Below are 23,545 nucleotides of genomic sequence, written 5' to 3'. Positions count from 1 at the left end.
GCGGCCCGGTGCGCACGCTGGGAATCTGCTTTTGCCAAAGCCGGGGTTCAGGTGTCCTTAGGGCCAGGCCAACAACGCGCACGCTGGCGCGCGCCTTGCACCGCAGCCGTGCAAGGCGCCAGGCCACGCAGTCACACGCGGCGGTCTGCGGCGGAGCAGATCCACCGCTCAGTGCAAGCGCCGCGCGTCAGACGCGCTCGAACACCGCGGCGATGCCCTGGCCGCCGCCGATGCACATGGTCTCCAGGCCGTAGCGGCCCTTGCGGCGCTGCAGCTCGTGCAGCAGCGTGGCCAGGATGCGCACGCCCGTGGCGCCGATGGGGTGGCCCAGCGAGATGCCCGAGCCGTTGACGTTGAGCTTGTGCGCGATGGCATCCTGGTCCCGCCATTCCCAGCCCTTGAGCACGGCCAGCACCTGGCAGGCGAAGGCCTCGTTGAGCTCCACCAGATCCATGTCGTCGATGCGCAGGTTCAGCCGCGCGAGCAGCTTCTTCACGGCCGGCACCGGGCCGATGCCCATGTGCGAGGGCTCGCAGCCCGCGGCCGCCCAGCCCACCAGCGTGGCCATGGGCGTGAGGCCCAGCTCGGCCAGCTTGTCTTCGGCAACGATCAGGCAGGCGGCCGAAGCATCGTTTTGCTGGCTGGCGTTGCCGGCGGTCACGGTGCCGTTCGGCATCAGCACGCGCAGCTTGGCCAGGCTCTCGGGCGTGACGTCGGCGCGAAAGCCCTCATCGCGGGCAAACGTGACCGGCTCGCCCTTGCGCTGCGGCACCTGCACGGGAACGATTTCGTCGGCAAAGCGGCCCGCCTCCCAGGCGGCGGCCGCACGCTGGTGGCTGCGCAGCGCGAAGGCATCGGCCTCCTCACGCGTAATGCCATAGTCGCGCGCCAGGTTCTCCGCCGTCTCGATCATTCCGGAGATCTTGCCGAAGCGCTCCACCGGCTGCGAGCGCTCGCGCCCGCGGTCCAGGCGGTCGTAGAAGCGCACGTTGCCCGAGCGCGCGCCCCAGCGCATGTCGGTGCTGTAGTACTCGATGTTGCTCATGCTCTCCACGCCGCCGGCGATCACCACGTCGGCGGCGCCGCTCTGCACCATCATCGACGCGGTGACGATGGCCTGCAGGCCGCCGCCGCAGCGCCGGTCCAACTGCATGCCCGGCACCGACACCGGCAGGCCCGCCTGCAGCGCGGCCCAGCGGCCCACGCAGGGCACCTCGCTGTTGGCGTACGACTGGGCCATCACCACGTCGTCGATGCGTGCGGGGTCGATGCCGCTCCTCTCGACCACGGCACGCACGGTGGTGGCGGCCAGCTCCTCGACGGGCACGGGCCGCAGGCTGCCGCCAAAGGTGCCGACGGGGGTGCGGACGGGGGTGACGATGGCGGCTCTGCGCATGGTGTTGCTCCTTGAAATATGAATGAAAATGGCCGCTAGCGCTTATCTGACATGCGCTAATAGCTATCAAATTTGAAATACCGCGCCACAGCGGCGCAGCGTGTCGTGGGCCTGGCGCTCCAGGTCGGCGCGGTGTTCGGGGGCGGCAATGTCGATCAGCCGGCGCACGCGGCGCGACAGCGTCTGCCCCCGCAGGTCGGCCACGCCATGCTCGGTGACGATCAGGCCCGCGTCGCTGCGCGGCGTGCTCACCGGGCCCGAGAGCTGCGCCACGATGCGCGTCTTGCCCTTGGCGGTGGCGGGCAGCGCCACGATGGGCAGGCCGCCTTTGCTGCAGGCGGCGCCGCGCAGGAAGTCCACCGCGCCGCCCACGGCGCCCACGTAGCAGCCGGCGGCCACCTCGGCGTTGATCTGGCCGGTGAGGTCCACCTCGATGGCCGCGTTGATGGCGGTGAGCTTGTGGCTGGCGGCAAGCACCCCGGGGTCGTGCGTGTAGTCGGTGCCGCGCAGCTCGATCTGTGGGTTGCGGTGCGCCCAGCGGCGCAGCTTCTCGCCGCCCATGAGGATGCCGCCAATGCCCACGCCGGTGTCCAGGCTCTTCCTGGCGTTGGTGAGCACGCCGGCTTCGGCCAGGGCCGCAATGCCGTCGCCCACCGCGCCGCTGTGCAGGCCCAGGTCGCGGTGGCCGTGCAGCGCGGCCAGCACGGCCTCGGGCAGGTTGCCGATGCCCAGCTGCAGCGTGGCGCCGTCTTCCACCCACCGCGCCACATGCCGTGCAATGGCCTGCTCCACCGGGCCGGGCGCACTGCGGCTCTGGTCCAGCGGCGGGTGCTCGGCGTCGATGAGCAGCGCGAAGTCGCTGGCCTGCAGGTGCAGGCCGCCGTGGGTCCAGGGCACGTCGGGGTGCACCTCGGCGATCACCACACGCGCGCGCTCGATGGCGGCGGGCAGGTATTCCTGCACCAGCCCCAGGCTGTAGCGGCCCTGTGCATCGGGCGGCGACACCTGCAGCAGCACCACGTCGACCGGCAGCACCCCCGCCCGGATCAGACCCGGCAGATGGGAATAGTGGCTGGGCAGGATGTCCAGCACGCCGGCCTGGGCCAGGGCGCGGTGCGGCCCGCCCGCGGCATAGCCGAAGAAATCGATGGCGTCAGCCTGCCCGGGCTGCAGCGTGTCCGACGCGCCGATGCCCACGAACACGCGCAGCCGCCTGCCCTGCGCCAGCGCGTGGCGCTGCTGCACCACGGCGCGCGTGAGCGTCAGCGGCTCGGCCGTGGCCTGGCCCCACCACAGCGTGTCGCCGGGGCGGATCAGTGCCTGCAAGCGTTCGGCCAATGCGCCCATATCAGGCATCCATGGCGCAGCGCGCCCCCCGCAACCCATGAAACTGGCGCGCCGGCACCGGTCCGATGGCCGCGGAGCAGGCCATGCCAGCGGACGCCGTGGAGCGGGCTTCGCCCGGCCACTGGCGTCGTCCCCCTGGGGGGATGGCGCCGCAGGCGACACAAGGGGGAGTCATTTCCTGTCCCAGTCGAAGCGCAGCGGCTGCTTGTCCTTGAACCGTCGCACCGCGTCCTGGTGGTAGTCGGAGCCACGGCACACAGATTGCGCATAGGACTCCAGTTCGGCGATGGTGCGCGCGTCGCTCTCGAAGGACTGGTTCATGATGGTCTTGGCCATGCCGATGGCGGCGGTGGAGGCCTCGCCAAAACGCCGCGCCAGCGCCCGCGCGGCCTCGGTCAGCGCCGCGGCGTCGTCCACGATGTCGAACACCATGCCCAGTTGCTTGGCTTCTTCGGCATCGACGGTGCGCGCGGTGAAGACCAGCTCCTTGGCTTTTTGCTGGCCCACGATGCGCGGCAGCAGGTGCATCGCGCCCAGGTCGGGGATCAGGCCGATGCGGCCGAACACCGCGCAGAACTTGGCGCGGCGCGTGGCCAGCACGAAGTCGGCCGCCAGCGCCAGGCTCAGGCCCGCGCCGAAGGCCGGGCCGTCCACCGCGGCGATCACGGGCTTTTCGAGGTTCACGAGTTCGGGGAACCACTGGTGCAGCTCGCGCATGCCCTTGCGAAAGGCCAGGCCGGTGCGGCTGGTGTCCAGCATGGCCGAGATGTCGCCGCCCGAGCAGAACGCGCCGCCCGCGCCGGTGAGGATGACCGCGTGCACCTGCGCGTCGTCGCGCATCTGCGCGATGGCGGCGGCCAGGGCCGGACGCATGGCCTGGTTGAGCGCGTTGCGTGCCTCGGGGCGGTTCAGGGTGATGGTGCCGATGCCGTCCTGCACGGAGGTCAACACGGGGGATGCGCTCATGGCGTGCTCCGGGGTATTTGATTCAGAACGAGCTCCAGCGCTTACCTATGAAGCGCCGGCAGCTCACTTTTTGATAGCTCACGCCAGTTCGGCGAAGCCGTGGCTCAGCACCACCTTGTCGCGTTCGAGCACACGGGCGCGCAGCTGCACCTGCGCCGGCTGGCCGGGCACGCGCCAGATCTCGGTCACCAGCGTCTCGCCCGGGTACACGGGGGCGGCAAAGCGGATGTCCAGCGCCTTGAGGCGCGCGGGATCGCCGCCGCAGCACTGGCGCAGCAGCGCGTGCGCCACCAGGCCGTAACTGGCCAGCCCGTGCAGGATGGGGCGCTCGAAGCCTGCCTTGGCGGCCACGGCCGGGTCGGCGTGCAGCGGGTTGTAGTCGCCCATCAAGCGGTAGAGCAGCGCCGCCTCGGGGCGGGTGGGTTGGGTGTCGGTGAAGTCGGGCGCGCGGTCCTGCGGCGTGGGCTGCAGTGCGGGCAGCGGTGCGTCGCTGGGCTGGCCGCCGCCCTGCTGGCTGTAGCCGCCATCCCCGCGCAGAAAGGTCACCTGCTGCACGGTGGCCAGCAGCTCGCCGGCGGCGGTTTCCAGGCGCCGCTCGGTCACCATGATGGCGCCCTTGCCCTCGCCCTTGTCGGTCAGGTGCGTGATGCGGTTGTGGCCCACGACCTCGCCGCTCGCGGGCAGCGGGCGGTGCAGGCGCATGCGCTGCTCGCCATGCAGGAGCTTGACCCAGTCGATGCCCGTGTCCGGCTCGCGCGCCCAGAAGCCCGGGTAGCCCAGCACCACGGCCTGCGACGGCAGGGCGCGCAGGCCGCCTTCCAGCCCCTCGTAGACGAAGGGCAGCGCGCTGGCGTTCAGCGGATCGTTGCCCAGCCCGAGGCTGAGCGCGTAGAGCATGGTGTCGCGCTCGGTGTAGTGCTGGTGCACCGGCGGGAAAACCCGGCTTTTCAGGTGTTGGTAGTCAATAGCCATTTCGTTCCTCCATGACGCTGCGCGTCACCTGCATCGCTTGAAACTGGCGCGCCCCACACCAGGGCAGCCGAGCAAGGGCCTGGGCCTGCCGCGCCGCCCCGCAGCGAGGGCTGCGTCCCCCTTCCCGGAGCGCGCAGCGCTGCGAGAGAAGGGGGAAGGCGCGCAGCGCCTCAGGGGGTTGTTCCCTGCTTACACAGGATCCCAGGAGAACACGTCGCCCGAGCGCTCCATGGGCACGAACGAGGCCTTGAGCGCGGGCATGCCGTGCTCGGCGATGAACTCGGGCGTCCAGCCTTCGCTGCGGTGCACCGAGCGCAGGGGGCGCGGCTGGCTCATCAGGAAGATTTCGTTGTTGCGCACGGCGAAGACCTGGGCGTTCACGTCCTTGGCTTGGTCCGACAGCAGGTACACGGCCAGCGGGGCGATCTTGTTGGGCGTCATCTGCTGGATCTTGGCCACGCGCGCCTGCTGCTCGGGCGTGTCGGTGGGGATCGAGCCGATCATGCGGCTCCACGCGAAAGGCGCGATGCAGTTGGAGCGCACATGGAACTTCTGCATGTCCAGCGCGATGGACTTGGACAGCGCCACCAGCCCCAGCTTGGCCGCGCTGTAGTTGGCCTGGCCGAAGTTGCCGATCAGGCCCGAGGTGGAGGTCATGTGCACGAAGGCGCCGCTCTCCTGCTCCTTGAAATGGTTGGCGGCCGCGCGGCTCATGTAGTAACTGCCGTACAGGTGCACCTTCAGCACGGCGTCCCACTCGTCCAGGCTCATCTTGTGGAAGAACCGGTCGCGCAGGATGCCCGCGTTGTTGACCACGCCGTCGATGCGGCCGAAGTGGTCCAGCGCGCACTGGATGATGCGGCCCGCCGCGGCGGCCTCGGCCACGCTGTCCATGTTGGCCACGGCCTGGCCGCCGGCGGCCTTGATCTCCTCGACCACCTTCTGCGCGGGGCCGGCGTCGGTGCCTTCGCCCGTGGTGGAGGTGCCGATGTCGTTCACCACCACCTTGGCCCCGGCGGCGGCCAGCGCCAGCGCCATGTCGCGCCCGATGCCGCCGCCAGCCCCCGTCACCACCACCACCTTGTCCTGCACCATCTTCTGCGCCATGTCTGTCGTCCTTTGTTTGCGATAGGAAATCAATGGCTGCGAGCATGACGGCAAAGGGCCGCCCGCGCTATTCGGCAATCGCAAGGGCGGGCTTCGGCCCCATGAAAGCGGCGCGAAGACCCCGGGGGCTTCATGGGCGCCGAAGAGGCGCTTTCACAAACGCGGATTGCGCGGGTGTCGGCCAGACCGCACGATGGCGACCATGACCGAACCCACCATCGACACCGCCCAGCTCGCGCACCTGCAGACCTGGCAGGGCCAAAGCGAAACCCTGAGCGACACCCTCACGGCCACGCCCATCGCGGCGCTGTCGGCCACGCTGGACCGCGACGACCCCGCGCCCGCCCCCGGCACCACCGTGCCGCCGCTGTGGCACTGGCTGTACTTCCTGCCGCATGCGCGCCAGAGCGAGATCGGCCCGGACGGGCACCCCAAGCGTGGGGGCTTTCTGCCGCCCGTGCCGCTGCCGCGCCGCATGTGGGCGGGCGGGCGCCTGCGCTGGGAAATGCAGGGGGATGGTGCCAACCCGCTGCAGGTGGGCCAGCAGGTGCAGCGCACCTCCACCATCCAGTCCGTCAAGCACAAGGCCGGGCGCTCGGGCGAGCTGCTCTTCGTGCTGGTGGAGCACCAGTACCGCAACGCGCAGGGCCTGGCGCTCACCGAGGAGCACGACATCGTCTACCGCAGCGCCGCCCAGCCCGGCGACCCGGCGCCCACGCCGCAAAAGCCGCCGCTGGAGGGCCAGGCCGCCTGGTCGCGCACCATCGTGCCCGACGACGTGCTGCTGTTTCGCTACTCCGCGCTCACCTTCAACGGCCACCGCATCCATTACGACCGCAAGTACGTGACCGAGGTCGAGGGCTACCCCGGCCTGATCGTGCACGGCCCGCTGATCGCCACGCTGCTGCTGGACCTGCTGCGCCGCAGCCTGCCCGGCGCGCAGGTGCTCACGTTCGACTTCCGCGCCGTGCGCCCCACCTTCGACCTGCACCCGTTCAGCGTGCACGGCAAGCCGTCGGCCGACGGCAAGACCGTGGAGCTGTGGGCCCAGGACCACGAGGGCTGGCTGACCATGCAGGGCACGGCTACGTTGGCCTGAACACTACCAAATCCATAGCTGCTGGCGCTTGCTGCATCAGCGCTAAAGAGCAAAAACACTTGAAAACCACCATGATCCACCAGCCCGACCAGTACCAGGAAATCCGCGACGCCGTGCGCGCTCTGTGTGCCCAGTACCCTGACGAATACTTCCGCAAGGTCGACGAGGCCCGCGCCTACCCCGAGGCCTTTGTCGATGCCCTGACCCAGGCCGGCTGGATGGCCGCGCTGATTCCGCAGGAGTACGGCGGCTCGGGCCTGACCATGGCCGAGGCCTCGGTCATCATGGAAGAGATCAACCGCAGCGGCGGCAACTCCGGCGCTTGCCACGGCCAGATGTACGTGATGAACGCCATCGTGCGCAGCGGCAGCGAAGCGCAAAAGCAGAAATACCTGCCCATGATTGCCTCGGGCGAGCTGCGCATCCAGTCCATGGGCGTGACCGAGCCCACCACGGGCAGCGACACCACCAAGCTCAAGACCAGCGCCGTCAAGAAAGACGGCCGCTGGGTCATCAACGGCCAGAAGGTCTGGATCTCGCGCATCCAGCACAGCGATTTGATGATTTTGCTGGCGCGCACCACGCCCGCCGACCAGGTGAAAAAGCGCTCCGACGGCCTGTCGTGCTTCCTGATCGACCTGCACCAGGCGATTGGCAACGGCCTCACCGTGCGCCCCATCCTGAACATGGTCAACCACGAGACCAACGAACTGTTCTTCGACAACCTCGAGATCCCCGAGGACGCGCTGCTGGGCGAAGAAGGCAAGGGCTTCAAGACCCTGCTGGACGGCCTGAACGCCGAGCGCACGCTGATCGCCGCCGAGTGCATTGGCGATGGCTACTGGTTCATCGACCGGGCCAGCAAATACGCCAAGGAGCGCGTGGTGTTCAACCGCCCCATCGGCCAGAACCAGGGCGTGCAGTTCCCGATTGCCGATGCCTTCATCGAGCTGGAAGCCGCCAACCTGATGCGCTGGAAGGCCTGCGAGAAGATTGACGCCCACCAAAACGCGGGCGCCGAGGCCAACATGGCCAAGTACCTGGCGGCCAAGGCCAGTTGGGAAGCGGCCAACGTCTGCCTGCAGACCCACGGCGGCTTTGGCTTCGCGTGCGAGTACGACATCGAGCGCAAATTCCGCGAGACGCGCCTGTACCAGGTGGCGCCGATTTCGACCAACATGATCTACAGCTACGTGGCCGAGCACATCCTGGGCTTGCCCCGTTCGTTTTGAGATGAACAACCCCCTGAGCGGCTGCGCCGCTTCCCCCTTCTCTCGCGCTTCGCGCGGGAAGGGGGACGACGCCAGCGCGGCGGCGCGGCCGGCCCAGGCCCTTGCGCGGCGTCCGCTGGTGTGGGTCGCGCCAGCTTCGAACGTCGCGGGCAGCGCCACCGCTCGATAGAAGTCCTGAGATATGAATCCAAACATCCGCCCCCTCGACGGCATCACCGTCATCTCGCTGGAACACGCGGTGGCCGCGCCGTTCTGCACGCGCCAGCTGGCCGACCTGGGCGCGCGCGTCATCAAGGTGGAGCGCCCCGGCAGCGGCGACTTCGCGCGCGGCTACGACCAGCGCGTGAAGGGCCAGTCGTCGCACTTCACCTGGATCAACCGCAGCAAGGAGAGCCTGGCGCTCGATGTGAAACAGCCCCAGGCCAAGGCCGCGCTGCTGCAACTGCTCAAGACCGCCGACGTGCTGGTGCAGAACCTCGCGCCCGGCGCCGCCGCACGCATGGGCCTGTCGTACGAAGCCCTGAAGGCGCACAACCCCAAGCTCATCGTGTGCGACATCAGCGGCTACGGCGCCGACGGGCCGTACCGCGACAAGAAGGCCTATGACCTGCTGATCCAGAGCGAGGCGGGGTTCCTGTCCGTCACGGGCACGCCCGAGACGCCATCCAAGTCCGGCATCTCGGTGGCCGACATTGCCGCGGGCATGTATGCCTACACCAACATCCTGTCGGCCCTGCTGCTGCGCGGCAAGACAGGCGAGGGCAGCCACATCGACGTGTCCATGCTCGAAGCCATGGGCGAGTGGATGGGCTATCCGATGTACTACGCCTTCGACGGCGCGCCGCCACCGCCGCGCACCGGCGCATCGCACGCCAGCATCTACCCCTATGGCCCGTTCGTGGCGGGCGATGGCAAGACGGTGATGCTGGGCCTGCAGAACGAGCGCGAATGGAAGGCCTTTTGCGACGCCGTGCTGCAGCGCCCCGAAGTGGCCACGGACGCACGCTTCTGTTCCAACGCCCAGCGCAACGCCCACCGCGACGCGCTGCAGGCGCTGATCCTGCAAGAGTTCTCCACGCTCAGCGCCGCCCAGGTCGTCGAGCGGCTGGACCAAGCGGGCATCGCCAACGCCCGCGTGAACGACATGGCCGACCTGTGGGCGCACCCGCAACTGGCCGCACGCCAGCGCTGGAGCGACGTGGATTCCCCCGTGGGCCGCATCCCGGCGCTGCTGCCGCCCGGCGTGAACAGCGCGTTCGATTACCGCATGGACGCCGTGCCCGCCGTGGGCCAGCACAACGCCGCCATCCTGGCCGAGCTGGGCTGGAGCGCCGAGCAGATCGACGCCCTACAGGCCCCGCAACCTTTTTGACGCAAAAACCATAGCTGCTAGCGCTTGATACGCCTGCCCGGGAGCCCGAAATGAAGCAAGAAACCCAAGTCACCATCCATCCCCTGGCCCAGTTTGCCGCCACGCTGCAGTGGAGCGACGTGCCCGCACCCGTGCAGCGCCGCACCGAAGACCTGTGGGTGGACTGGTTCGGCTCCGTGCTGGCCGGCTGCCGCGCCCGGCCCGTGGCCAGCATCACGCGCTTTGCCCTGTCGCAAGGCCCTGCCAGCGGCCCGGCCGAGGTGATGGGCCACGGCGCCACCAGCAGCCCCATGATGGCCGCGCTGGCCAACGCCGCGGCCAGCCATGTGGCCGAGCAGGACGATGTGCACAACGGCTCGGTGTTCCACCCGGCGGCCGTGGTCTTTCCGCCCGCGCTGGCCGTGGCGCAAAGCATCGGCGCCAGCGGCGCGCAGCTCATGGCGGCCTGCGTGGCGGGCTACGAGGTCGGCATCCGCGTGGGCGAATTTCTGGGCCGCAGCCACTACAAGGTGTTCCACACCACGGCCACGGCCGGCACGCTGGCGGCGGCCGCTGCCGTGGGGCGCCTGCTGGAGCTCACGCCCGCGCAGATGCAGCACGCCTTTGGCTCGGCCGGCACGCAGTCGGCGGGGCTGTGGGAATTTTTGCGCACCGCGGCCGACAGCAAGCAGCTGCACACGGCCCACGCCGCCGCGGCCGGCTTGATGTCCGCCTACCTGGCCCAGGACGGTTTCACCGGCGCGCAGGACATCTTCACCGGGCCGCAGGGCCTGGCCGCGGGCATGTCCAGCGATGCCAACCCGGCCAAGCTCACCGAGGGCCTGGGCACCCGCTGGGCCACGGCCGAGACATCGTTCAAGTGGCATGCCTCGTGCCGCCATACGCACCCTGCCGCCGACGCGCTGCAGCAGGTGATGCGCGAGCACGGCCTGGCGCCCGCCGACATCGCACAGGTGACCTGCCATGTGCACCAGGGTGCCATCGACGTGCTGGGGCCGGTGGTCTCGCCCACCACGGTGCACCAGTCCAAGTTCTCCATGGGCACGGTGCTGGCATTGGCCGCACGCTTTGGCCATGCGGGTTTGACCGAATTCGACGAGCAGTTCCTGGCCCCGGACACTGTGACCTTGCGCGAGAAGGTGCGCATGGTGCTGGACCCCGAGGTGGACGCCGCTTACCCGCAGCGCTGGATCGGCAAAGTCACCGTGCAGACGACCGACGGCCGCACGCTGGCCGGGCGCGTGGAAGAGCCCAAGGGGGACCCCGGCAACACCCTCTCGCGCGAGGAACTCACGGCCAAGGCCCTGCGCCTGGCCGCCTACGGCGGCGCGGTGTCCGACGCGCAGGCCCGGGCGGCCGTGCAGCGCCTGTGGCAAGTGCAGGAGTGGCCGCGCACGCAGCATCTGCTGGGCTGACTGGCGGGCCCGCCTGCGCCGCGGCCCATGATCCCCCCAGGGGCGCAGAAGACGCCCCCTTCACCACCACCGACAAGGAGACATACGCATGACCGCACGCTTCACCCCGATTTCCCGACGCACCACCTTCGGCGCCATCGCCGCGGCCTGCGCGGCGCTGGCCTTGGGCGGCCCTGCCGCCGCCAACACCTGGCCTGAAAAGAACGTCACCCTGGTCGTGCCCTACAGCGCCGGCGGCCCCACCGACGTGGTGGCGCGCCTGCTGGCCGTGCCCATGGGCCAGTCGCTGGGCCAGACGGTGGTGGTGGAGAACACCGTGGGCGCGGGCGGCACGCTGGCGCCCGCGCGCATCGTGCGCTCCAAGCCCGACGGCTACACCATCCTGATCCATCACATGGGCATGGCCACGGCCCCGGCGCTGTACAAGAAGCTGCCCTATGACCCGCTCAAGGACTTCGAGTACATCGGGCAGGTGCTGGATGTGCCCATGACGCTGCTGTCGCGCAAGGACTTCCCGGCCAACACCTTCCCCGAGCTGCTGGACTACGTGAAGAAGAACCAGGACAAGGTGTCGCTGGCCAACGCAGGCGTGGGTGCCGTGTCGCAGCTGTGCGGCATGCTGTTCATGCACCAGGTGGGCGTGAAGCTGACCACCGTGCCCTACAAGGGCGCCGGCCCGGCCATGAACGACCTGATGGGCGGCCAGGTGGACCTGCTGTGCGACCAGACCACGCAGACCGCACCCGTGATCCAGGACGGCAAGCGCGCCAAGGTGTTCGGCGTGACCACGCCGCAGCGCCTGGCATCCATGCCCAACATTCCCACGCTGGACGAGCAGGGCCTCAAGGGCTTCGACGTGAAGGTGTGGCACGGCATGTACGCCCCCAAGGGCACGCCCAAGGACGTGATCGAGAAGCTCAACAAGGCATTGAACGTGGCGATCAAGGACGAGAACGTGAAAAAGCGCATCGCCGAGCTGAGCTCCGACCTGGTCTCGCCCGACAAGGCCACGCCCGAAGGCCTGCGCAAGCACCTGGCGGCCGAGGTGGCGCGCTGGGACAAGGTCATCAAGGCCGCCGGCGTGAGCGCGGAGTAATCTCGCCCGTTTTGCCCCGGCTGGCTCGCTGCCGGCCGGGGCGCTTGCGACACAAGGCACCCCATGATCGACCGGCTGGACCACCTCGTGCTCACCACCGCCCATGAAGCGCAGTGCGTGCACTTCTACTGCACCGTGCTGGGCATGGCGCTGCAGACCTTTGGCGAAGGCCGCAAGGCCTTTGTGTTCAACGGGCAGAAGATCAACCTGCACATCCAGGGCCGCGAGTTCGAGCCCAAGGCCCTGCACCCCCTGCCGGGCGCGCTGGACTTGTGCTTCATTGCGTCCATCCCGCTGGCGCAGGTGCAGCAGCGCCTGGCCGAGCATGGCATTGCCATCGAATGCGGACCGGTGCAGCGCACCGGCGCGCGCGGCCCCATCCTCTCGGTCTACGTGCGCGACCCGGACCACAACCTGATCGAAATCTCGGAATACGCCTGACCCGCGCTGTTCCCGCCTCCCTGCTTCCCATGCCCGACTCCGTGCGCCACGCCTGCTCCTTCCTCTTCGTTCCCGCCACCCAGCCCGAGCGGCTGCCCAAGGCCCTGGCCAGCGGCGCCGACCTGGTGATTGCCGACTGGGAGGACGCCGTGGCCCCCGCCGACAAGGAACGCGCCCGCACCGCCCTGGCCGACGCACTGGCCGCCCTGCCGGCCCCGCAGCGCGCGCGGCTGCTGGTGCGCATCAACAGCGAGGCAACCCCCTGGTTTGCGGCCGATCTGCAGGCGTTGGCACAACTCACCGCCCAGGGCTTGGCCGGCGCCGTGGTGCCCAAGGCCGAGCGCGCGCAGACCCTGCAGGCCGTGGCCCAGGCCGCCGGGCTGCACGCCGCGCTGGTGCCGCTGGTGGAAAGCGTGGCGGGCCTGGCGGCCGCCGACGCGCTGGCTGCCGCGCCCCAGGTAGCGCGGCTGGCCTTCGGGCACCTCGACTTCCAGGTGGACGCAGGCATGGCCTGCGCCGAAGACGAACAGGAGTTGCTGCCCGTGCGCATGGCCCTGGTGCTGGCCTCGCGCCGCGCGGGGCTGGCCGCGCCCATCGACGGCGTGACGGTGGACACGCGCAACCCCGAGCGCATGGGCCGCGATGCCGAGCGCGCGCGGCGCATGGGCTTTGGCGGCAAGCTGTGCATCCACCCGGCGCAGGTGCCAGTGCTGCATGCCGCATTCGACCCCGATGAGGCCGCCGTGACCCATGCGCAGCGCGTGCGGCAGGCGCTAGAGCAGGCGGGCGGCGGCGTGTGCGTGCTGGACGGCCGCATGGTCGATGCACCAGTGCTGGCGCAGGCCGAGCAGACCTTGCTGCGCCACGCGCGGGCGCTGCAGCGCCTGGCGAGGGTCTGAGTAACCGTCTTCGAAGTCAAGCGCAATGAAGCGACTTGTCCCAAGGTTTTCCAGTGCGCACCATGGCGTTGAGCGTGGTGAGCAACTTGCGCATGCAAGCGACCAGGGCGACCTTGGGCAACTTGCCAGCGGCCTTCAGACGCTCGTAGAAGGCCTTGATGGCCGGGTTGTAGCGGGTGGCCGTGAGCGTTGCCATGTACAGCACGCGGCGGATCTCGAAGCGCCCGCCTTGTACGCGCCGCCTGCCCTTGCTGCCGCCGGAGTCATTGGCCATGGGCGCCACGCCCACCAATGCAGCGATCTCGCGCCGGTTCAGCCGGCCCAGCTCTGGCAGCTCGGCAATCATCGTGGCACTGGCCACCGGGCCGACTCCCGCAGCCGACTGCAGCAGCGTGTCGAGCTCCCCAAAGTGCTCGCGCACATGCGTGACCATCTGCTCTTCGATCTCATCGAGCTGCGCCTTGATCGCCGCCTCGATGGCCTCGATGCTGGCGTGCAGCTTCTTGGGCGTGATCTGCAGCCGTTGGCGCTCCGAATGGAGCATGGTCAGCAACTGGCGCCTGCGCGTGACCAGGGCCGCGAGCCACTGCTGGCGCTCATCGGCCAGGGGGCGCAAGAAGCGCTGCAGATCGTCGCGGCGCAGCAGCACCGCTGCCAGCTCGGCCAGCGTGCGCGCATCCACCGCGTCGGTCTTGGCCAGGCGTCCCATGGATTTGGCGAAGTCGCGCGCCTGGCGCGGGTTGATGACCGCCACGGGCAGGCCTGTGGCCTGCAGGGCACACGCTAACGCGGCCTCGTAGCCGCCGGTGGCCTCCATCACCACCAGACCCACGTCCAGGGGCTGCAGGGCAGCCGCCAGCGCCGAGTGGCCTTCGGCATCGTTGTCAAACCGCTGGGCGCTGCTCTTGGCACCCAGCACACAGACATCCACGTGCGCCTTGGCCACGTCGATGCCCACCGTCACTGAGGTAACAGACATGATCTTCAGATCCCTTGCTTGTGCATGCGCGCTCAATCAAGGCGCGCGTAACCGTTCGGGCTTCACGAAGACCAGCGCGGCGGCCATGCGTTCTGTACTCAGTCACGGGCTCTATCACCCCAGCGCCTACCAAACTGCACGGGCCGGTCTGGCCGCCTCAACGGCGTTCAGACTCTACCGCGCTGGTCTGGTTTAAAGATACAAGCGCCCGCTCCGGTTTCGTGCCCGCAGCTCTGCCGCGCGCCGGCACAATCACCGGCGTGCCCCTACCGTCATTCCTCCCTTGATGAGACTCTTCCGTACACAACCGCTGTGGGTCATGCTGCTCACGCTGCTGTCGGGCTTTGCGCTGAGCCAGGCTTACCGCACCACCACCGCCATCGTGGCCCAGGGCCTGCAGGCAGATTTCGGCCTGCAGGCTTCCTCGTTGGGGGCGTTTGCCGGACTGTTTGGTTTGTCGTTCGGCATTGCGCAACTGCTGATGGGCATCGCACTGGACCGCTACGGCCTGCGCCGCACGGTGCTGGTGGCTGCGCCCCTGGGCATCGCTGGTGCGGCCCTGTCTGCGCTGGCGCCCAGCTATGGCTGGCTGATGGTCGGTCAGGTGCTGATCGGGGTGGGCTATTCACCCGCCTTCGTGGCCTGCACGCTGTTCATTGCGCGCTATTTCGCGGCCGACCGGTTTGCCTTTTTCTCGGGCCTGAGCATGGGCCTGGGCGGGCTGGGGTTGCTGTTCACCGGCACACCGCTGGCCTGGGTGGTGCAGCACTGGGGCTGGCGTGCCGGCTTTGGCCTGCTGGCAGGCCTGAGCCTGCTGTCGTGGCTGTTGATTTATGCGCTGGTGCATGAACCGGCACGTGCCGATACCGCACACCGTCCAGCCAGCAGCTGGGGGGAGGCGCTGACGGGCATGGGACGGCTCTTTACCGTGCCACACACCTGGGGCATCGTGATCCTCGGCATGTCGTGCTATGCGGCCTTTTTGTCGCTGCGCGGCCTGTGGCTGGGGCCTCTGCTGATCGACCGCTACGGTTTTTCGCTGGTGGACAGTGGCAACGTGGCGCTGGTGTTGTCGCTGATTGCGCTGTTCACCCCCGCCGCTTTCGGCCGCATGGACCCGGGCCCCGCCCGGCGCCGCACCTGGGTGGGCCGCGCTTCGCTGTCGATGGCCGGCCTGTTCGCCATCATGGCCTGGGTCAACAACGCCCACGCCACGGTGGCGCTGATGATCGCGATGGGGCTGCTGTCAGGCTACAGCATCTTGCAATATGCCGACGTGCGCTCGTCCTACCCCAACGAACAGACGGGGCGCGCCCTGTCGCTCTACACCATGGCCATGTTTCTGGGGGTGGCGCTGATGCAATCGCTGACCGGCGCCGTGGCCGCCTGGGCCACCAGCGCCGGGCTGGAGCCCTACCGCGCGGTGTTGCTGTGCATCGCCGCCTGGCTGGCGCTGGCTTCGCTGGCCTTCAGGCTGCTGCCAGCGTCCGCGCTGCTCCAGCAACGGTAACCAGGGCCGCGCGGGAGACTGCCCCGCGCAACGCGCTCAGCGCTGGCGCCACACGGCCCGCGCGCCGGACTGGCCCAGGCCTTCCATGACCGACTGCGTATGCGCGCCGGGCGCGCAGGCCTCGCCCGGCTCGTAGGCTGCACCATCAAAGCGGGGCGCGGGTGCCGCCTGTAGCACCCCCTGGCGTTCGGAATACACACCCCGCGCACGCATGTGCGGGTGCTGCGCCGCCTCGACGGGGCTGAGCACGACGCCAAAACAGGCGTCGGTGGGCTCCAGCAGCGCCTGCCAGTGCGCACGCGGCTGCGCCAGGAACAGCGCGGCCAGCCGCGCGCGGCGCACCGGCCAGGCGGCCTTGTCCCATTGCGACCCGGTGAAATCGGGGTCCTCGGCCAGCCCCAGCACCTGCAGCAGCAGGGTGTAGAACTGCGGCTCGATAGCGCCCACGGTGACGTAATGGCCGTCGGCGCAGACATAGGTGTCGTAGAAGGGCGCGCTGTCGTGGATGCTCTGGCCGCGCACATCGGCCACCAGGCCGCTCTGGCGCGCACTCAGCATCAGGTTCAGCATATGGGCCGAGCCGTCCACGATGGCTGCGTCCACCACCGTGCCGCGGCCCGTGGCGCGCGCCTGCACGATGCCCGACAGCAGCCCCGTCATCAGGTACATGGCACCGCCGCCGATGTCGCCGAGCACGGCGAAAGGCGAGACGGGCCGCGCGTCCGCCGGACTGCAGCCCCACAGCGCGCCGCTGACGGCGGCATAGTTCGTGTCGTGCCCCGCACGCGGTGCCAACGGTCCGCTCTGGCCCCAGCCCGTCATGCGCCCGTACACCAGGCGCGGGTTGACCGCCAGGCACTCCTCGGGGCCAAGACCCTGGCGCTCCATCACGCCAGGGCGCATGCCCTCGATGAGGGCATCGGCTTCGGCCACCAGGGCCAGCACCAGCTGGCGACCCTCCTCGGTCTTGAGGTCGGCAAACACCGAGCGCTTGCCGCGATTGAGCAGCGAGCCGGTCACGGCCTTGTCCTTGGTCTCGCGCACCACGGAGATCACGTCCGCGCCCAAGTCGGCCAAGTGCATGGCACAAAAGGGGCCGGGCCCCAAGCCGCCGATCTCCAGCACACGCACGCTGTCCAGTACCTTCACGTCATCTCCTTGGGTTGTTTGCTTAATGAGGGGGCCGTCAGGTCAGGCCCGAGGCGCCGAGCACGCTCTCCACCGAGCGCACCAGCGTGCGCAGGCGCGGGCCCAGGTCTGTCTCCAGCCGGGCGTACATGGGGCTGAACACCGGCACCGAAACCGCGAACACCCAGAGTTCCCCGTCCTGCGGCTGCGACATGGGCACGGCGATGGATTCGATCTCGCGGTGCAGGTCGCCGTGGCTGCGGCAAAAACCGTGGCGCGCAAAGTCGTCGCGCGCGTCCGTCAGGCGCTGCTCCAGCCACGCGGCGCGCTGCGGGTCGTTGCGCTGCAGGTCCTGCAGGTAGGCCTTGCGCTCATCCTCGGCCATGCCCAGCAGATAGGCGCGGCCCGTGGCCGTGCGCGACAGCGAGATGGGCACGCCGATTTCCTGGCGGAACACGGTGTTTCCCATGCCGTTGGCCAGCTCCACCATGCACAGCCGGCGCTTGTGGCCCACGGCCAGCTGCACCTGCCCCTCGGTCAGGTCGGCTAGCGCCTGCATGTGCGGCCGGGCGAACTGGCGCAGGGCCATGCGCGTGAGCACGGGCGAGGACAACTGCAGCAGGCCCAGGCCCGGCACGTACTTGGACAGCCGCTCCGAATAGCGCAGCAGGCCCAGCTCGCACAGCGTGTCCGTCAGGCGAAACAGCGTGGGCTTGGGCAGGCCGGTCAGGTCCATCAGCTCCTTGGCGCTGAGTTCCTGGCACTTGCTGGAGAAGCACCGCAATATGGAAACGCCACGCACCAGGGCGCTGACCAGTTTGCCGTCCGGATCTGCGTTCACGTTCACATTGACCTCAAAAAGCTTGAGATTTTCACCTGTTTCAAAGTCAGGTCTGCGGCCACTGGAAGGGCATCGGCCTTTTCTCCAGGAAGCAGCGCACGGCCTCGCGGTGCTCGGGCGTGCCCATGGCCAGGGCTTGGGCGTTGGCCTCCTGCTCCAGCAACGACGGCAGGTCGCTCACGGCCAGCGCGAGCGAGCGCTTGATCAGGCTCAGCGCCACGGGCGATGCGCCCACGAAGCTGCGCGCAATCGCCTGTGCGCGGACCTGCAGCGCATCGGGCTCTACCAGCTCGGTGGCAATGCCCAGGCGCAGCGCCTCGTCGGCCGGCACCTCACGGCCCGATAGCATGAGCTCTCGCGCACGCTGCACGCCTACCACGCGCGGCAGGGTGTAGAACGCCGCGCAGTCCGGCACCACGCCCACGCGGATGAACGACATGGCAAAGCGCGCGCGGGTGCTGGCGATGATGAAGTCCGCCGCCAGCGCCAGGCTGAAACCCGCGCCATAGGCCGCGCCATCGACGGCAGCAATCACCGGCTTGTCCAGCAGCATCAGGTCCTTGAGCCAGTCGTGCAGGCTGGTCAGGCGCTGGCGCCAGCCGCCGTTGTCCAGCCCGCTGGCGGCGATGTTGGAGAGGTCGCCGCCCGAGCAGAAATGCGCGCCCGCGCCCGTCAGCACCAGCGCGCGGATGGCCGGGTCGGCCTGCACCTGGCGCACCACCGCGGCCATCTCCCCGCGCATGGCGGGGTCGAAGGCGTTGCGCTTGGCGGGGTTGCTCAGGGTCAGCGTGGCCACGCCGTCCTGCACCTCGAAAACGATGCGCTCGTATACCTGGCTCATGCCGCGCTCCGCGGCACGTACGACGCGCGCATGTCGCGCCCGCCGCGTAGCGACGATCCGCCGTCCACCGGGATGACGGCGCCCGTCACGTAGCCCGCCTGCGGCGACGAGAGGAACAGCGCCATGTTCGCAATGTCATCGAGCGTGCCCATGCGCTGCAGCGGCACGGTGGCTAGGGCATTCGCCAGCGCCTCGGGCGTGGGCGCCAGGCGCCGCATGCCCTCGGTGTCACCGATCGGGCCGGGCGCGATGGCGTTCACGCGCACACCCACCTCGCCCCACTCCATGGCCAGAACGCGCGTCATCATGTCGATGCCGGCCTTGGCGGCGCAGGCGTGCACCTGGTACATGGTGGGGTTCACGCCCTGCGGCGCCGAGATGTTGATGACGCTGGCGCCCGGTTTCTTGAGCATCGGGTACGCCAGGCGCAGCACGTGGAAGCTGCCGTTCAGGTCGATGTCGATCACGGTCTTGAAGCCGTTGGGCGACAGGTCGGCCGCGGGCGCGATGAAGTTGCCCGCTGCGCCGGAGATCAGCGCGTCGATGTCACCGAACTGCGCATGCGCCTGGCGCAACGCGGCGTCCACCGCAGCGGGGTCGCGCACGTCGGCGCTGATGCCCAGCGCCTGCGCACCCAGCGCGCGCAGGCCTTCGGCCGCCTGCTGCACCTTGTCGGGCGAGCGGCTCATGACCACCACGTGGGCGCCCGCGCGTGCAAACGCCTGGGCGATGCCGAGGTTGATGCCGCTGGTGCCGCCGGCCACGAAGACGTGGCGGCCTGCGAAGGAGGAGGACTCAGCCATGGCGCCCTCCTTTCAGTCCAGCTGCAGCTTCTGGCTGCGGATCAGCGCGCCCCAGTCCTGCCGGTCGCGCTCCACCATCTGCGAGAACTGCTCGGGCGGCATGCCGCCGGGGCGGCCGCCCAGCTCGCGGTAGCGTTGGACCACGGCCGGGTCCTGCAGCACGGCGATGAGGTTGTCGGTGAGCTTCTTCACGACGGCCGGCGGCGTCTTGGCGGGCACGAAGAAGCCCATCCAGCCCACCTTGTCGAAGTCCTTCATGCCCAGTTCGGTCATGGTGGGCACGTCGGGCAGCTCGGGCTCGCGCGTGGCGCCGGTCACGGCCAGCGCACGCAGCTTGCCATCCTTCACATGGCCCAGCGACCCCGTGAGGTTGTCGAACATGAACTGCGTCTCGCCAGCCACGATGGCCATGGTGGCGGGTGCGGAGCCCTTGTACGGCACGTGCACCACGTCCACCCCCGCGCTCTGGCGCAGCAGCTCGCCCATCAGGTGCGTGGTCTGGCCCACACCCGCGGACGAAAAGGCCAGCTTGCCCGGCTCGCGCTTGGCCGTGGTGACAAGCTCCTTCAGGCTCTTGATGGGCGATTTCACCGGCACGACCAGCACGTTGGCGAACGAGATCATGTCGGTCAGCGCCACGAAGTCCTCCGCCTTGTAGGGGAGCTTCTGATAGGCGGTGTAGTTGATGGCGTTGGAGCCAGTGTTGCCCACCAGCACGGTGTAACCGTCGGCCGGCGCGCGCGCCACAAGGCTGCCGCCCAGCGAGCCGCCCGCGCCGGGCTTGTTGTCCACCACGATGGGCTGGCCCAGCCGCTCGCTGAGTTTGTGTGCCATGAAGCGCACAGGCGTGTCGGTGGTGCCGCCGGCCGCGCTGGGCACGACGAAGGTGATGGGGCGTGTGGGCCAGGCGGCGTCGGCCCGCGCGGGCTGCGACGCCGTCAGGGCGGCCAGGCCCAGCAGGGCGCTGGCGCCCGCCAGGCGCAGCGCGTGGCGGCGGTGAGGGAATGGCATGGTGGTGTCTCCTGGGGTCCTTGCGGCACTGCGGCCGCTTTTGCTATGAATTAAATAGCTATCAGCGCTGGATGGAAGGGCGTCAACGCCTCTTTTTCCTTCAAGCGCCCTTCCAGACCGGCGCGCGCTTCTCGGCAAAGGCCGCAGCGCCCTCGCGCGCGTCCTGCGAGGCGAATACCGGCGCGGTGATGGCGGCCTGGCGCTCGAACATCTCGGCCTGCGACCAGTCGGCCGACTCCTGCGCCACGCGCTTGCTGGCGATCAGGGCCAGCGGCCCGTTGGCGGCCACGGCCTGGGCCAGCTCCAGGGCGGCGTCCAGCGCTTGGCCGGTCTCGACCAAGCGGTTGACCAAGCCATGGGCGTGCGCGCGCTCGGCGCTGAACATCTCGCCCGTGAGGATGGCTTCCATGGCCACGTGGTAAGGCAGGCGCCTGGGCAGGCGCAGCAGCCCGCCGGCCGCGGCGGCCAAGCCGCGCTTGACCTCGGGAAGGCCGAATTGGGCCGTCTTGGCGGCGACGATCAGGTCGCAGGCCAGCACCAGCTCGAAGCCACCGGCCAGCGCGTAGCCCTCGACGGCGGCGATCAGCGGTTTGCGCGGCGGCTTTTGCGTGAGGCCACAAAACCCCCGCCCGGCGATGCTCGGGCGCTTGCCCTGCAGAAAGCCCTTCAAGTCCATGCCCGCACAGAAGGTGCCACCCGCGCCGGTGACGATGCCCACCTGCAGCGCCGGGTTGCTGTCCAGCGCATCGAGCGCGGCCACCATGGCTTCGGCCATCTCCAGCGTGGCGGCATTGCGTGCCTCGGGGTTGCTCAGCGTCATGATCTGCACGTTGCCGCGCACTTCGACCCATACCGTGGATGTCATTAAAAAATTCCTTTCAGTTCTTGATCGCGCTGCATGGCCCACACTGCATGCAACCGGCGCGACCTGAGGCCCGGGCAGCCGAGCAAGGGCCTGGGCCGGCCGCGCCGCCCCGCAGCGAGGGCTGCGTCCCCCTGCCCGCGTAGCGCAGCGAAGCGAGAGCGGGGGGAAGCGGCGCAGCCGCTCAGGGGGGTGTCCTGATCACCTAGGCGCCATGCGGATGGCCCCATCCAGGCGGATGGTTTCGCCGTTGAGCATGGGGTTCTCGAGGATGTGCAGCGCCGTCATCGCGTACTCGCTGGGGTGGCCCAGGCGCGCGGGGTTGGGCACCGATGCGCCCAGCGACTGGCGCACGGCCTCGGGCAGCTTGGCCAGGATGGGCGTGTCAAACAGACCGGGGGCAATGGTGCACACGCGGATGAACTTGGACGCCAGGTCGCGCGCGGCCACGATGGTCATGCCGATCACGCCCGCCTTGGACGACGCATAGGGAATCTGGCCGATCTGCCCCTCGTAACCCGCCACCGAGGCGGTGAGCACGCACACGCCGCGCTCGCCGTCGATGGGCTCGTTCTTCGCCATGGCAACGGCCGCCAGGCGCAGCGTGTTGAAGGTGCCGATCTGGTTCACGCGGATGATGTTGATGTACTTCTCCAGCGAGCCGGGGCTGCCGTCCTTTTCGATCAGGCGCACCGGGCCGCCGATGCCCGCGCAGTGCACCAGCGCGCGGAAGTTGCCGAAGGCCTCGGCCGCGGCGATGGCCTGCTGCATCTGGCCTTCGTCGGACACGTCGGCCTTCACATAGCGCAGGCGGCCGGCGTATTGCTGTTCCATGGCCTGGCCGCGCTCGTCGTTCAGGTCCACGGCCACCACGTTCAAACCACGCTCCAGCAGCGCGATGGCCGAGGCCTCGCCCAGGCCCGAGACCCCGCCCGTGACGAGGGCGGTCATTCCTTGTTGCAGCTTCATGCTTCTTTCCTCATTTTGGCTTCCAGCGCCCGTCCATCAAGCGCCAGCAGCTATCAAATCAATAGTTACAGACGTTCGATGATGGTGGCGTTGGCCATGCCGCCGGCCTCGCACATGGACTGCAGGCCGTAGCGCTGGCCGCTGTCTTCCAGCGCGTGCAGCATGGTGGTCATCAGGCGCAGGCCCGAGGCGCCCAGCGGGTGGCCCAGGGCAATGGCACCGCCGCGCGGGTTCAGGCGCTCACCGTCGGCCTTCAGCTCCTTCTGCCAGGCCAGGGGCACGGAGGCGAAGGCCTCGTTGATCTCGTAGTGGTGGATGTCGTCCAGCTTCATCTTGGCCTTGGCCAGCACGCGCTGCGTGGCCGGGATGGGCGCGGTGAGCATGTACAGCGGGTCGTCGCCCACCACGTCGAAGGCCACGAAACGCGCACGGGGACGCAGGCCCAGCTGCTGGGCACGCTGCTCGCTCATGATGAGCATGGCGCTGGCGCCGTCGGTCATCTGCGAGGCGTTGCCGGCCGTGGTGGCCCACTGGATCTGCGGGAACCGCGCGGACAGCTCCGCGTTCTCGAACACGGCCTTCAGGCCGGCGAGCTTTTCCACCGTGGTGCCGGCGCGGATGGTCTCGTCTGCCGTCACGCGGCCGGCGGGGGTGTCGATGCCCACGATCTCGCGCGCAAAGCCTCCGCTGGACTGCGCCGCGTGGGCACGCTGGTGCGAGCGCGCGGCATAGGTGTCCAGCGCGGTACGGTCCAGGCCCCATTGGGCGGCCACCAGGTCGGCCGAGACACCCTGCCCCACCAGGCCGGGGGCGTAGCGGGCGTCAAAGCGCGGGCCGGTGGTGTTCTTGCCCATGCGCGAGCTGCCCATGGGCACGCGGCTCATCGACTCCACGCCGCAGGCGATCACGATGTCCTGCGTGCCCGCCATGATGGCCTGCGCCGCGAAGTGCACGGCCTGCTGGCTGGAGCCGCACTTGCGGTCGATGGTGGTGGAGGGCACGTGCGCAGGCAGGCCCGCGGCCAGCCAGGCCAGGCGCCCGGGCGTGCCCGCCTGCTCGCCGGCTTGGCTCACGCAGCCGCAGATCACGTCGTCCACCGTGCCGGGATCCAACTGGTTACGGGCGACCAGTTGCTCCAGCACCTGCGAGAGCAGGTCCACAGGATGCACCTCGGCCAGTGCGCCATCGGGCTTGGCCCGGGCCATGGGGCTGCGGATGGCATCGACGATGACGGGAATATTCATGCTGACTCCATGTGT

General features: G+C 69.2%; 22 protein-coding genes. 8 read left to right on the top strand and 14 right to left on the bottom strand.

What is annotated here, in order from left to right; translation table 11 throughout:
- Positions 1 to 187 precede the first annotated feature (187 nt).
- The 5 genes from MRB47_RS00750 to MRB47_RS00730 all read right to left on the bottom strand — a co-directional run bounded on the left by MRB47_RS00750 (position 188) and on the right by MRB47_RS00730 (position 5,788).
- A complete protein-coding gene (locus MRB47_RS00750) occupies positions 188 to 1,396 on the bottom strand; it encodes an acetyl-CoA C-acetyltransferase (protein ID WP_252101622.1) in 1,209 nt (402 codons plus the stop codon).
- 66 nt (positions 1,397 to 1,462) lie between these two features.
- Entirely contained in the window at positions 1,463 to 2,743 is a 1,281-nt protein-coding gene (locus MRB47_RS00745; RefSeq protein ID WP_252101621.1) for an acetyl-CoA hydrolase/transferase family protein, read from the bottom strand.
- A gap of 171 nt (positions 2,744 to 2,914) precedes the next feature.
- Positions 2,915 to 3,709, bottom strand: a complete 795-nt coding sequence (locus MRB47_RS00740; protein WP_252101620.1) for an enoyl-CoA hydratase/isomerase family protein — start codon at positions 3,707 to 3,709, stop codon at positions 2,915 to 2,917.
- Between the two features lie 78 nt (positions 3,710 to 3,787).
- Positions 3,788 to 4,681 carry a MaoC family dehydratase gene (locus MRB47_RS00735; protein WP_252101619.1) on the bottom strand — a complete coding sequence of 298 codons (894 nt, stop codon included), beginning with the start codon at positions 4,679 to 4,681 and terminating at the stop codon, positions 3,788 to 3,790.
- 189 nt (positions 4,682 to 4,870) lie between these two features.
- Entirely contained in the window at positions 4,871 to 5,788 is a 918-nt protein-coding gene (locus MRB47_RS00730) for an SDR family NAD(P)-dependent oxidoreductase (protein ID WP_252101618.1), read from the bottom strand.
- 193 nt (positions 5,789 to 5,981) lie between these two features.
- On the opposite strand from MRB47_RS00730, the gene MRB47_RS00725 reads away from it, so the two are divergent.
- The 7 genes from MRB47_RS00725 (at position 5,982) to MRB47_RS00695 (ending at position 13,342) form a co-directional block, all read left to right on the top strand.
- Positions 5,982 to 6,887, top strand: coding sequence for a MaoC family dehydratase N-terminal domain-containing protein (locus MRB47_RS00725; RefSeq protein ID WP_252101617.1), 906 nt, complete (start codon positions 5,982 to 5,984; stop codon positions 6,885 to 6,887).
- A 71-nt stretch (positions 6,888 to 6,958) separates the two neighbouring features.
- The gene (locus MRB47_RS00720) at positions 6,959 to 8,119 is read left to right on the top strand and encodes an acyl-CoA dehydrogenase family protein (RefSeq protein WP_103736894.1); all 1,161 of its coding nucleotides are present in this window, start codon (positions 6,959 to 6,961) and stop codon (positions 8,117 to 8,119) included.
- A 181-nt stretch (positions 8,120 to 8,300) separates the two neighbouring features.
- On the top strand, positions 8,301 to 9,491 hold the full coding sequence (locus tag MRB47_RS00715; protein WP_252101616.1) for a CaiB/BaiF CoA transferase family protein: 1,191 nt from the start codon (positions 8,301 to 8,303) through the stop codon (positions 9,489 to 9,491).
- Positions 9,492 to 9,541: 50 nt separating this feature from the next.
- Entirely contained in the window at positions 9,542 to 10,906 is a 1,365-nt protein-coding gene (locus MRB47_RS00710; protein WP_252101615.1) for an MmgE/PrpD family protein, read from the top strand.
- A gap of 88 nt (positions 10,907 to 10,994) precedes the next feature.
- Positions 10,995 to 12,002, top strand: coding sequence for a tripartite tricarboxylate transporter substrate binding protein BugD (locus MRB47_RS00705; protein WP_252101614.1), 1,008 nt, complete (start codon positions 10,995 to 10,997; stop codon positions 12,000 to 12,002).
- Positions 12,003 to 12,065: 63 nt separating this feature from the next.
- Positions 12,066 to 12,443: a VOC family protein gene (locus MRB47_RS00700; RefSeq protein WP_196994643.1), complete on the top strand. Its 378-nt coding sequence runs from the start codon at positions 12,066 to 12,068 to the stop codon at positions 12,441 to 12,443.
- 29 nt (positions 12,444 to 12,472) lie between these two features.
- A complete protein-coding gene (locus MRB47_RS00695; protein ID WP_252101613.1) occupies positions 12,473 to 13,342 on the top strand; it encodes an HpcH/HpaI aldolase/citrate lyase family protein in 870 nt (289 codons plus the stop codon).
- A gap of 16 nt (positions 13,343 to 13,358) precedes the next feature.
- On the opposite strand, the gene MRB47_RS00690 is transcribed toward MRB47_RS00695, so the two are convergent.
- Entirely contained in the window at positions 13,359 to 14,321 is a 963-nt protein-coding gene (locus MRB47_RS00690) for an IS110 family transposase (RefSeq protein WP_011804582.1), read from the bottom strand.
- Between the two features lie 286 nt (positions 14,322 to 14,607).
- On the opposite strand from MRB47_RS00690, the gene MRB47_RS00685 reads away from it, so the two are divergent.
- Positions 14,608 to 15,831, top strand: a complete 1,224-nt coding sequence (locus tag MRB47_RS00685) for an MFS transporter (RefSeq protein ID WP_252101612.1) — start codon at positions 14,608 to 14,610, stop codon at positions 15,829 to 15,831.
- A gap of 36 nt (positions 15,832 to 15,867) precedes the next feature.
- On the opposite strand, the gene MRB47_RS00680 is transcribed toward MRB47_RS00685, so the two are convergent.
- The 8 genes from MRB47_RS00680 to MRB47_RS00645 form a co-directional block, all read right to left on the bottom strand.
- Complete coding sequence (locus MRB47_RS00680; protein WP_252101611.1) at positions 15,868 to 16,980, bottom strand: CaiB/BaiF CoA transferase family protein; 1,113 nt, start codon at positions 16,978 to 16,980, stop codon at positions 15,868 to 15,870.
- 37 nt (positions 16,981 to 17,017) lie between these two features.
- Complete coding sequence (locus MRB47_RS00675) at positions 17,018 to 17,806, bottom strand: IclR family transcriptional regulator (protein WP_088887938.1); 789 nt, start codon at positions 17,804 to 17,806, stop codon at positions 17,018 to 17,020.
- Between the two features lie 40 nt (positions 17,807 to 17,846).
- Complete coding sequence (locus tag MRB47_RS00670) at positions 17,847 to 18,641, bottom strand: enoyl-CoA hydratase/isomerase family protein (RefSeq protein WP_252101610.1); 795 nt, start codon at positions 18,639 to 18,641, stop codon at positions 17,847 to 17,849.
- Positions 18,638 to 19,444: an SDR family oxidoreductase gene (locus tag MRB47_RS00665; protein ID WP_252101609.1), complete on the bottom strand. Its 807-nt coding sequence runs from the start codon at positions 19,442 to 19,444 to the stop codon at positions 18,638 to 18,640. Before MRB47_RS00665 ends, MRB47_RS00670 begins: the two co-directional genes overlap by 4 nt.
- A gap of 12 nt (positions 19,445 to 19,456) precedes the next feature.
- Positions 19,457 to 20,455, bottom strand: a complete 999-nt coding sequence (locus tag MRB47_RS00660) for a Bug family tripartite tricarboxylate transporter substrate binding protein (RefSeq protein WP_252101608.1) — start codon at positions 20,453 to 20,455, stop codon at positions 19,457 to 19,459.
- 100 nt (positions 20,456 to 20,555) lie between these two features.
- Positions 20,556 to 21,320 carry a crotonase/enoyl-CoA hydratase family protein gene (locus MRB47_RS00655; protein ID WP_252101607.1) on the bottom strand — a complete coding sequence of 255 codons (765 nt, stop codon included), beginning with the start codon at positions 21,318 to 21,320 and terminating at the stop codon, positions 20,556 to 20,558.
- Positions 21,321 to 21,518: 198 nt separating this feature from the next.
- Entirely contained in the window at positions 21,519 to 22,286 is a 768-nt protein-coding gene (locus tag MRB47_RS00650; RefSeq protein ID WP_088887943.1) for an SDR family NAD(P)-dependent oxidoreductase, read from the bottom strand.
- Between the two features lie 65 nt (positions 22,287 to 22,351).
- Positions 22,352 to 23,530: a thiolase family protein gene (locus MRB47_RS00645; protein WP_123675367.1), complete on the bottom strand. Its 1,179-nt coding sequence runs from the start codon at positions 23,528 to 23,530 to the stop codon at positions 22,352 to 22,354.
- Positions 23,531 to 23,545 lie beyond the last annotated feature (15 nt).

The sequence above is a fragment of the Diaphorobacter sp. LI3 genome (genome assembly GCF_022807955.1).
GTDB classification, from domain to species: Bacteria; Pseudomonadota; Gammaproteobacteria; order Burkholderiales; family Burkholderiaceae_C; genus Diaphorobacter; species Diaphorobacter nitroreducens.
Note: the sequence above shows the minus strand (reverse complement) of the source record. Positions and strands in the feature narration are given on the sequence as shown.

What these genes read in the sequence shown, in the direction of transcription:
- MRB47_RS00705 (WP_252101614.1), top strand. Translation starts at nt 10,995, where the DNA reads ATGACCGCACGCTTCACCCCGATTTCCCGACGCACCACCTTCGGCGCC.
- MRB47_RS00700 (WP_196994643.1), top strand. Translation starts at nt 12,066, where the DNA reads ATGATCGACCGGCTGGACCACCTCGTGCTCACCACCGCCCATGAAGCG.
- MRB47_RS00695 (WP_252101613.1), top strand. Translation starts at nt 12,473, where the DNA reads ATGCCCGACTCCGTGCGCCACGCCTGCTCCTTCCTCTTCGTTCCCGCC.
- MRB47_RS00735 (WP_252101619.1), bottom strand. Translation starts at nt 4,681, where the DNA reads ATGGCTATTGACTACCAACACCTGAAAAGCCGGGTTTTCCCGCCGGTG.
- MRB47_RS00650 (WP_088887943.1), bottom strand. Translation starts at nt 22,286, where the DNA reads ATGAAGCTGCAACAAGGAATGACCGCCCTCGTCACGGGCGGGGTCTCG.
- MRB47_RS00665 (WP_252101609.1), bottom strand. Translation starts at nt 19,444, where the DNA reads ATGGCTGAGTCCTCCTCCTTCGCAGGCCGCCACGTCTTCGTGGCCGGC.
- MRB47_RS00745 (WP_252101621.1), bottom strand. Translation starts at nt 2,743, where the DNA reads ATGGGCGCATTGGCCGAACGCTTGCAGGCACTGATCCGCCCCGGCGAC.
- MRB47_RS00720 (WP_103736894.1), top strand. Translation starts at nt 6,959, where the DNA reads ATGATCCACCAGCCCGACCAGTACCAGGAAATCCGCGACGCCGTGCGC.
- MRB47_RS00645 (WP_123675367.1), bottom strand. Translation starts at nt 23,530, where the DNA reads ATGAATATTCCCGTCATCGTCGATGCCATCCGCAGCCCCATGGCCCGG.
- MRB47_RS00750 (WP_252101622.1), bottom strand. Translation starts at nt 1,396, where the DNA reads ATGCGCAGAGCCGCCATCGTCACCCCCGTCCGCACCCCCGTCGGCACC.
- MRB47_RS00670 (WP_252101610.1), bottom strand. Translation starts at nt 18,641, where the DNA reads ATGAGCCAGGTATACGAGCGCATCGTTTTCGAGGTGCAGGACGGCGTG.
- MRB47_RS00710 (WP_252101615.1), top strand. Translation starts at nt 9,542, where the DNA reads ATGAAGCAAGAAACCCAAGTCACCATCCATCCCCTGGCCCAGTTTGCC.
- MRB47_RS00690 (WP_011804582.1), bottom strand. Translation starts at nt 14,321, where the DNA reads ATGTCTGTTACCTCAGTGACGGTGGGCATCGACGTGGCCAAGGCGCAC.
- MRB47_RS00730 (WP_252101618.1), bottom strand. Translation starts at nt 5,788, where the DNA reads ATGGCGCAGAAGATGGTGCAGGACAAGGTGGTGGTGGTGACGGGGGCT.
- MRB47_RS00740 (WP_252101620.1), bottom strand. Translation starts at nt 3,709, where the DNA reads ATGAGCGCATCCCCCGTGTTGACCTCCGTGCAGGACGGCATCGGCACC.
- MRB47_RS00655 (WP_252101607.1), bottom strand. Translation starts at nt 21,320, where the DNA reads ATGACATCCACGGTATGGGTCGAAGTGCGCGGCAACGTGCAGATCATG.
- MRB47_RS00715 (WP_252101616.1), top strand. Translation starts at nt 8,301, where the DNA reads ATGAATCCAAACATCCGCCCCCTCGACGGCATCACCGTCATCTCGCTG.
- MRB47_RS00660 (WP_252101608.1), bottom strand. Translation starts at nt 20,455, where the DNA reads ATGCCATTCCCTCACCGCCGCCACGCGCTGCGCCTGGCGGGCGCCAGC.
- MRB47_RS00685 (WP_252101612.1), top strand. Translation starts at nt 14,608, where the DNA reads ATGAGACTCTTCCGTACACAACCGCTGTGGGTCATGCTGCTCACGCTG.
- MRB47_RS00725 (WP_252101617.1), top strand. Translation starts at nt 5,982, where the DNA reads ATGGCGACCATGACCGAACCCACCATCGACACCGCCCAGCTCGCGCAC.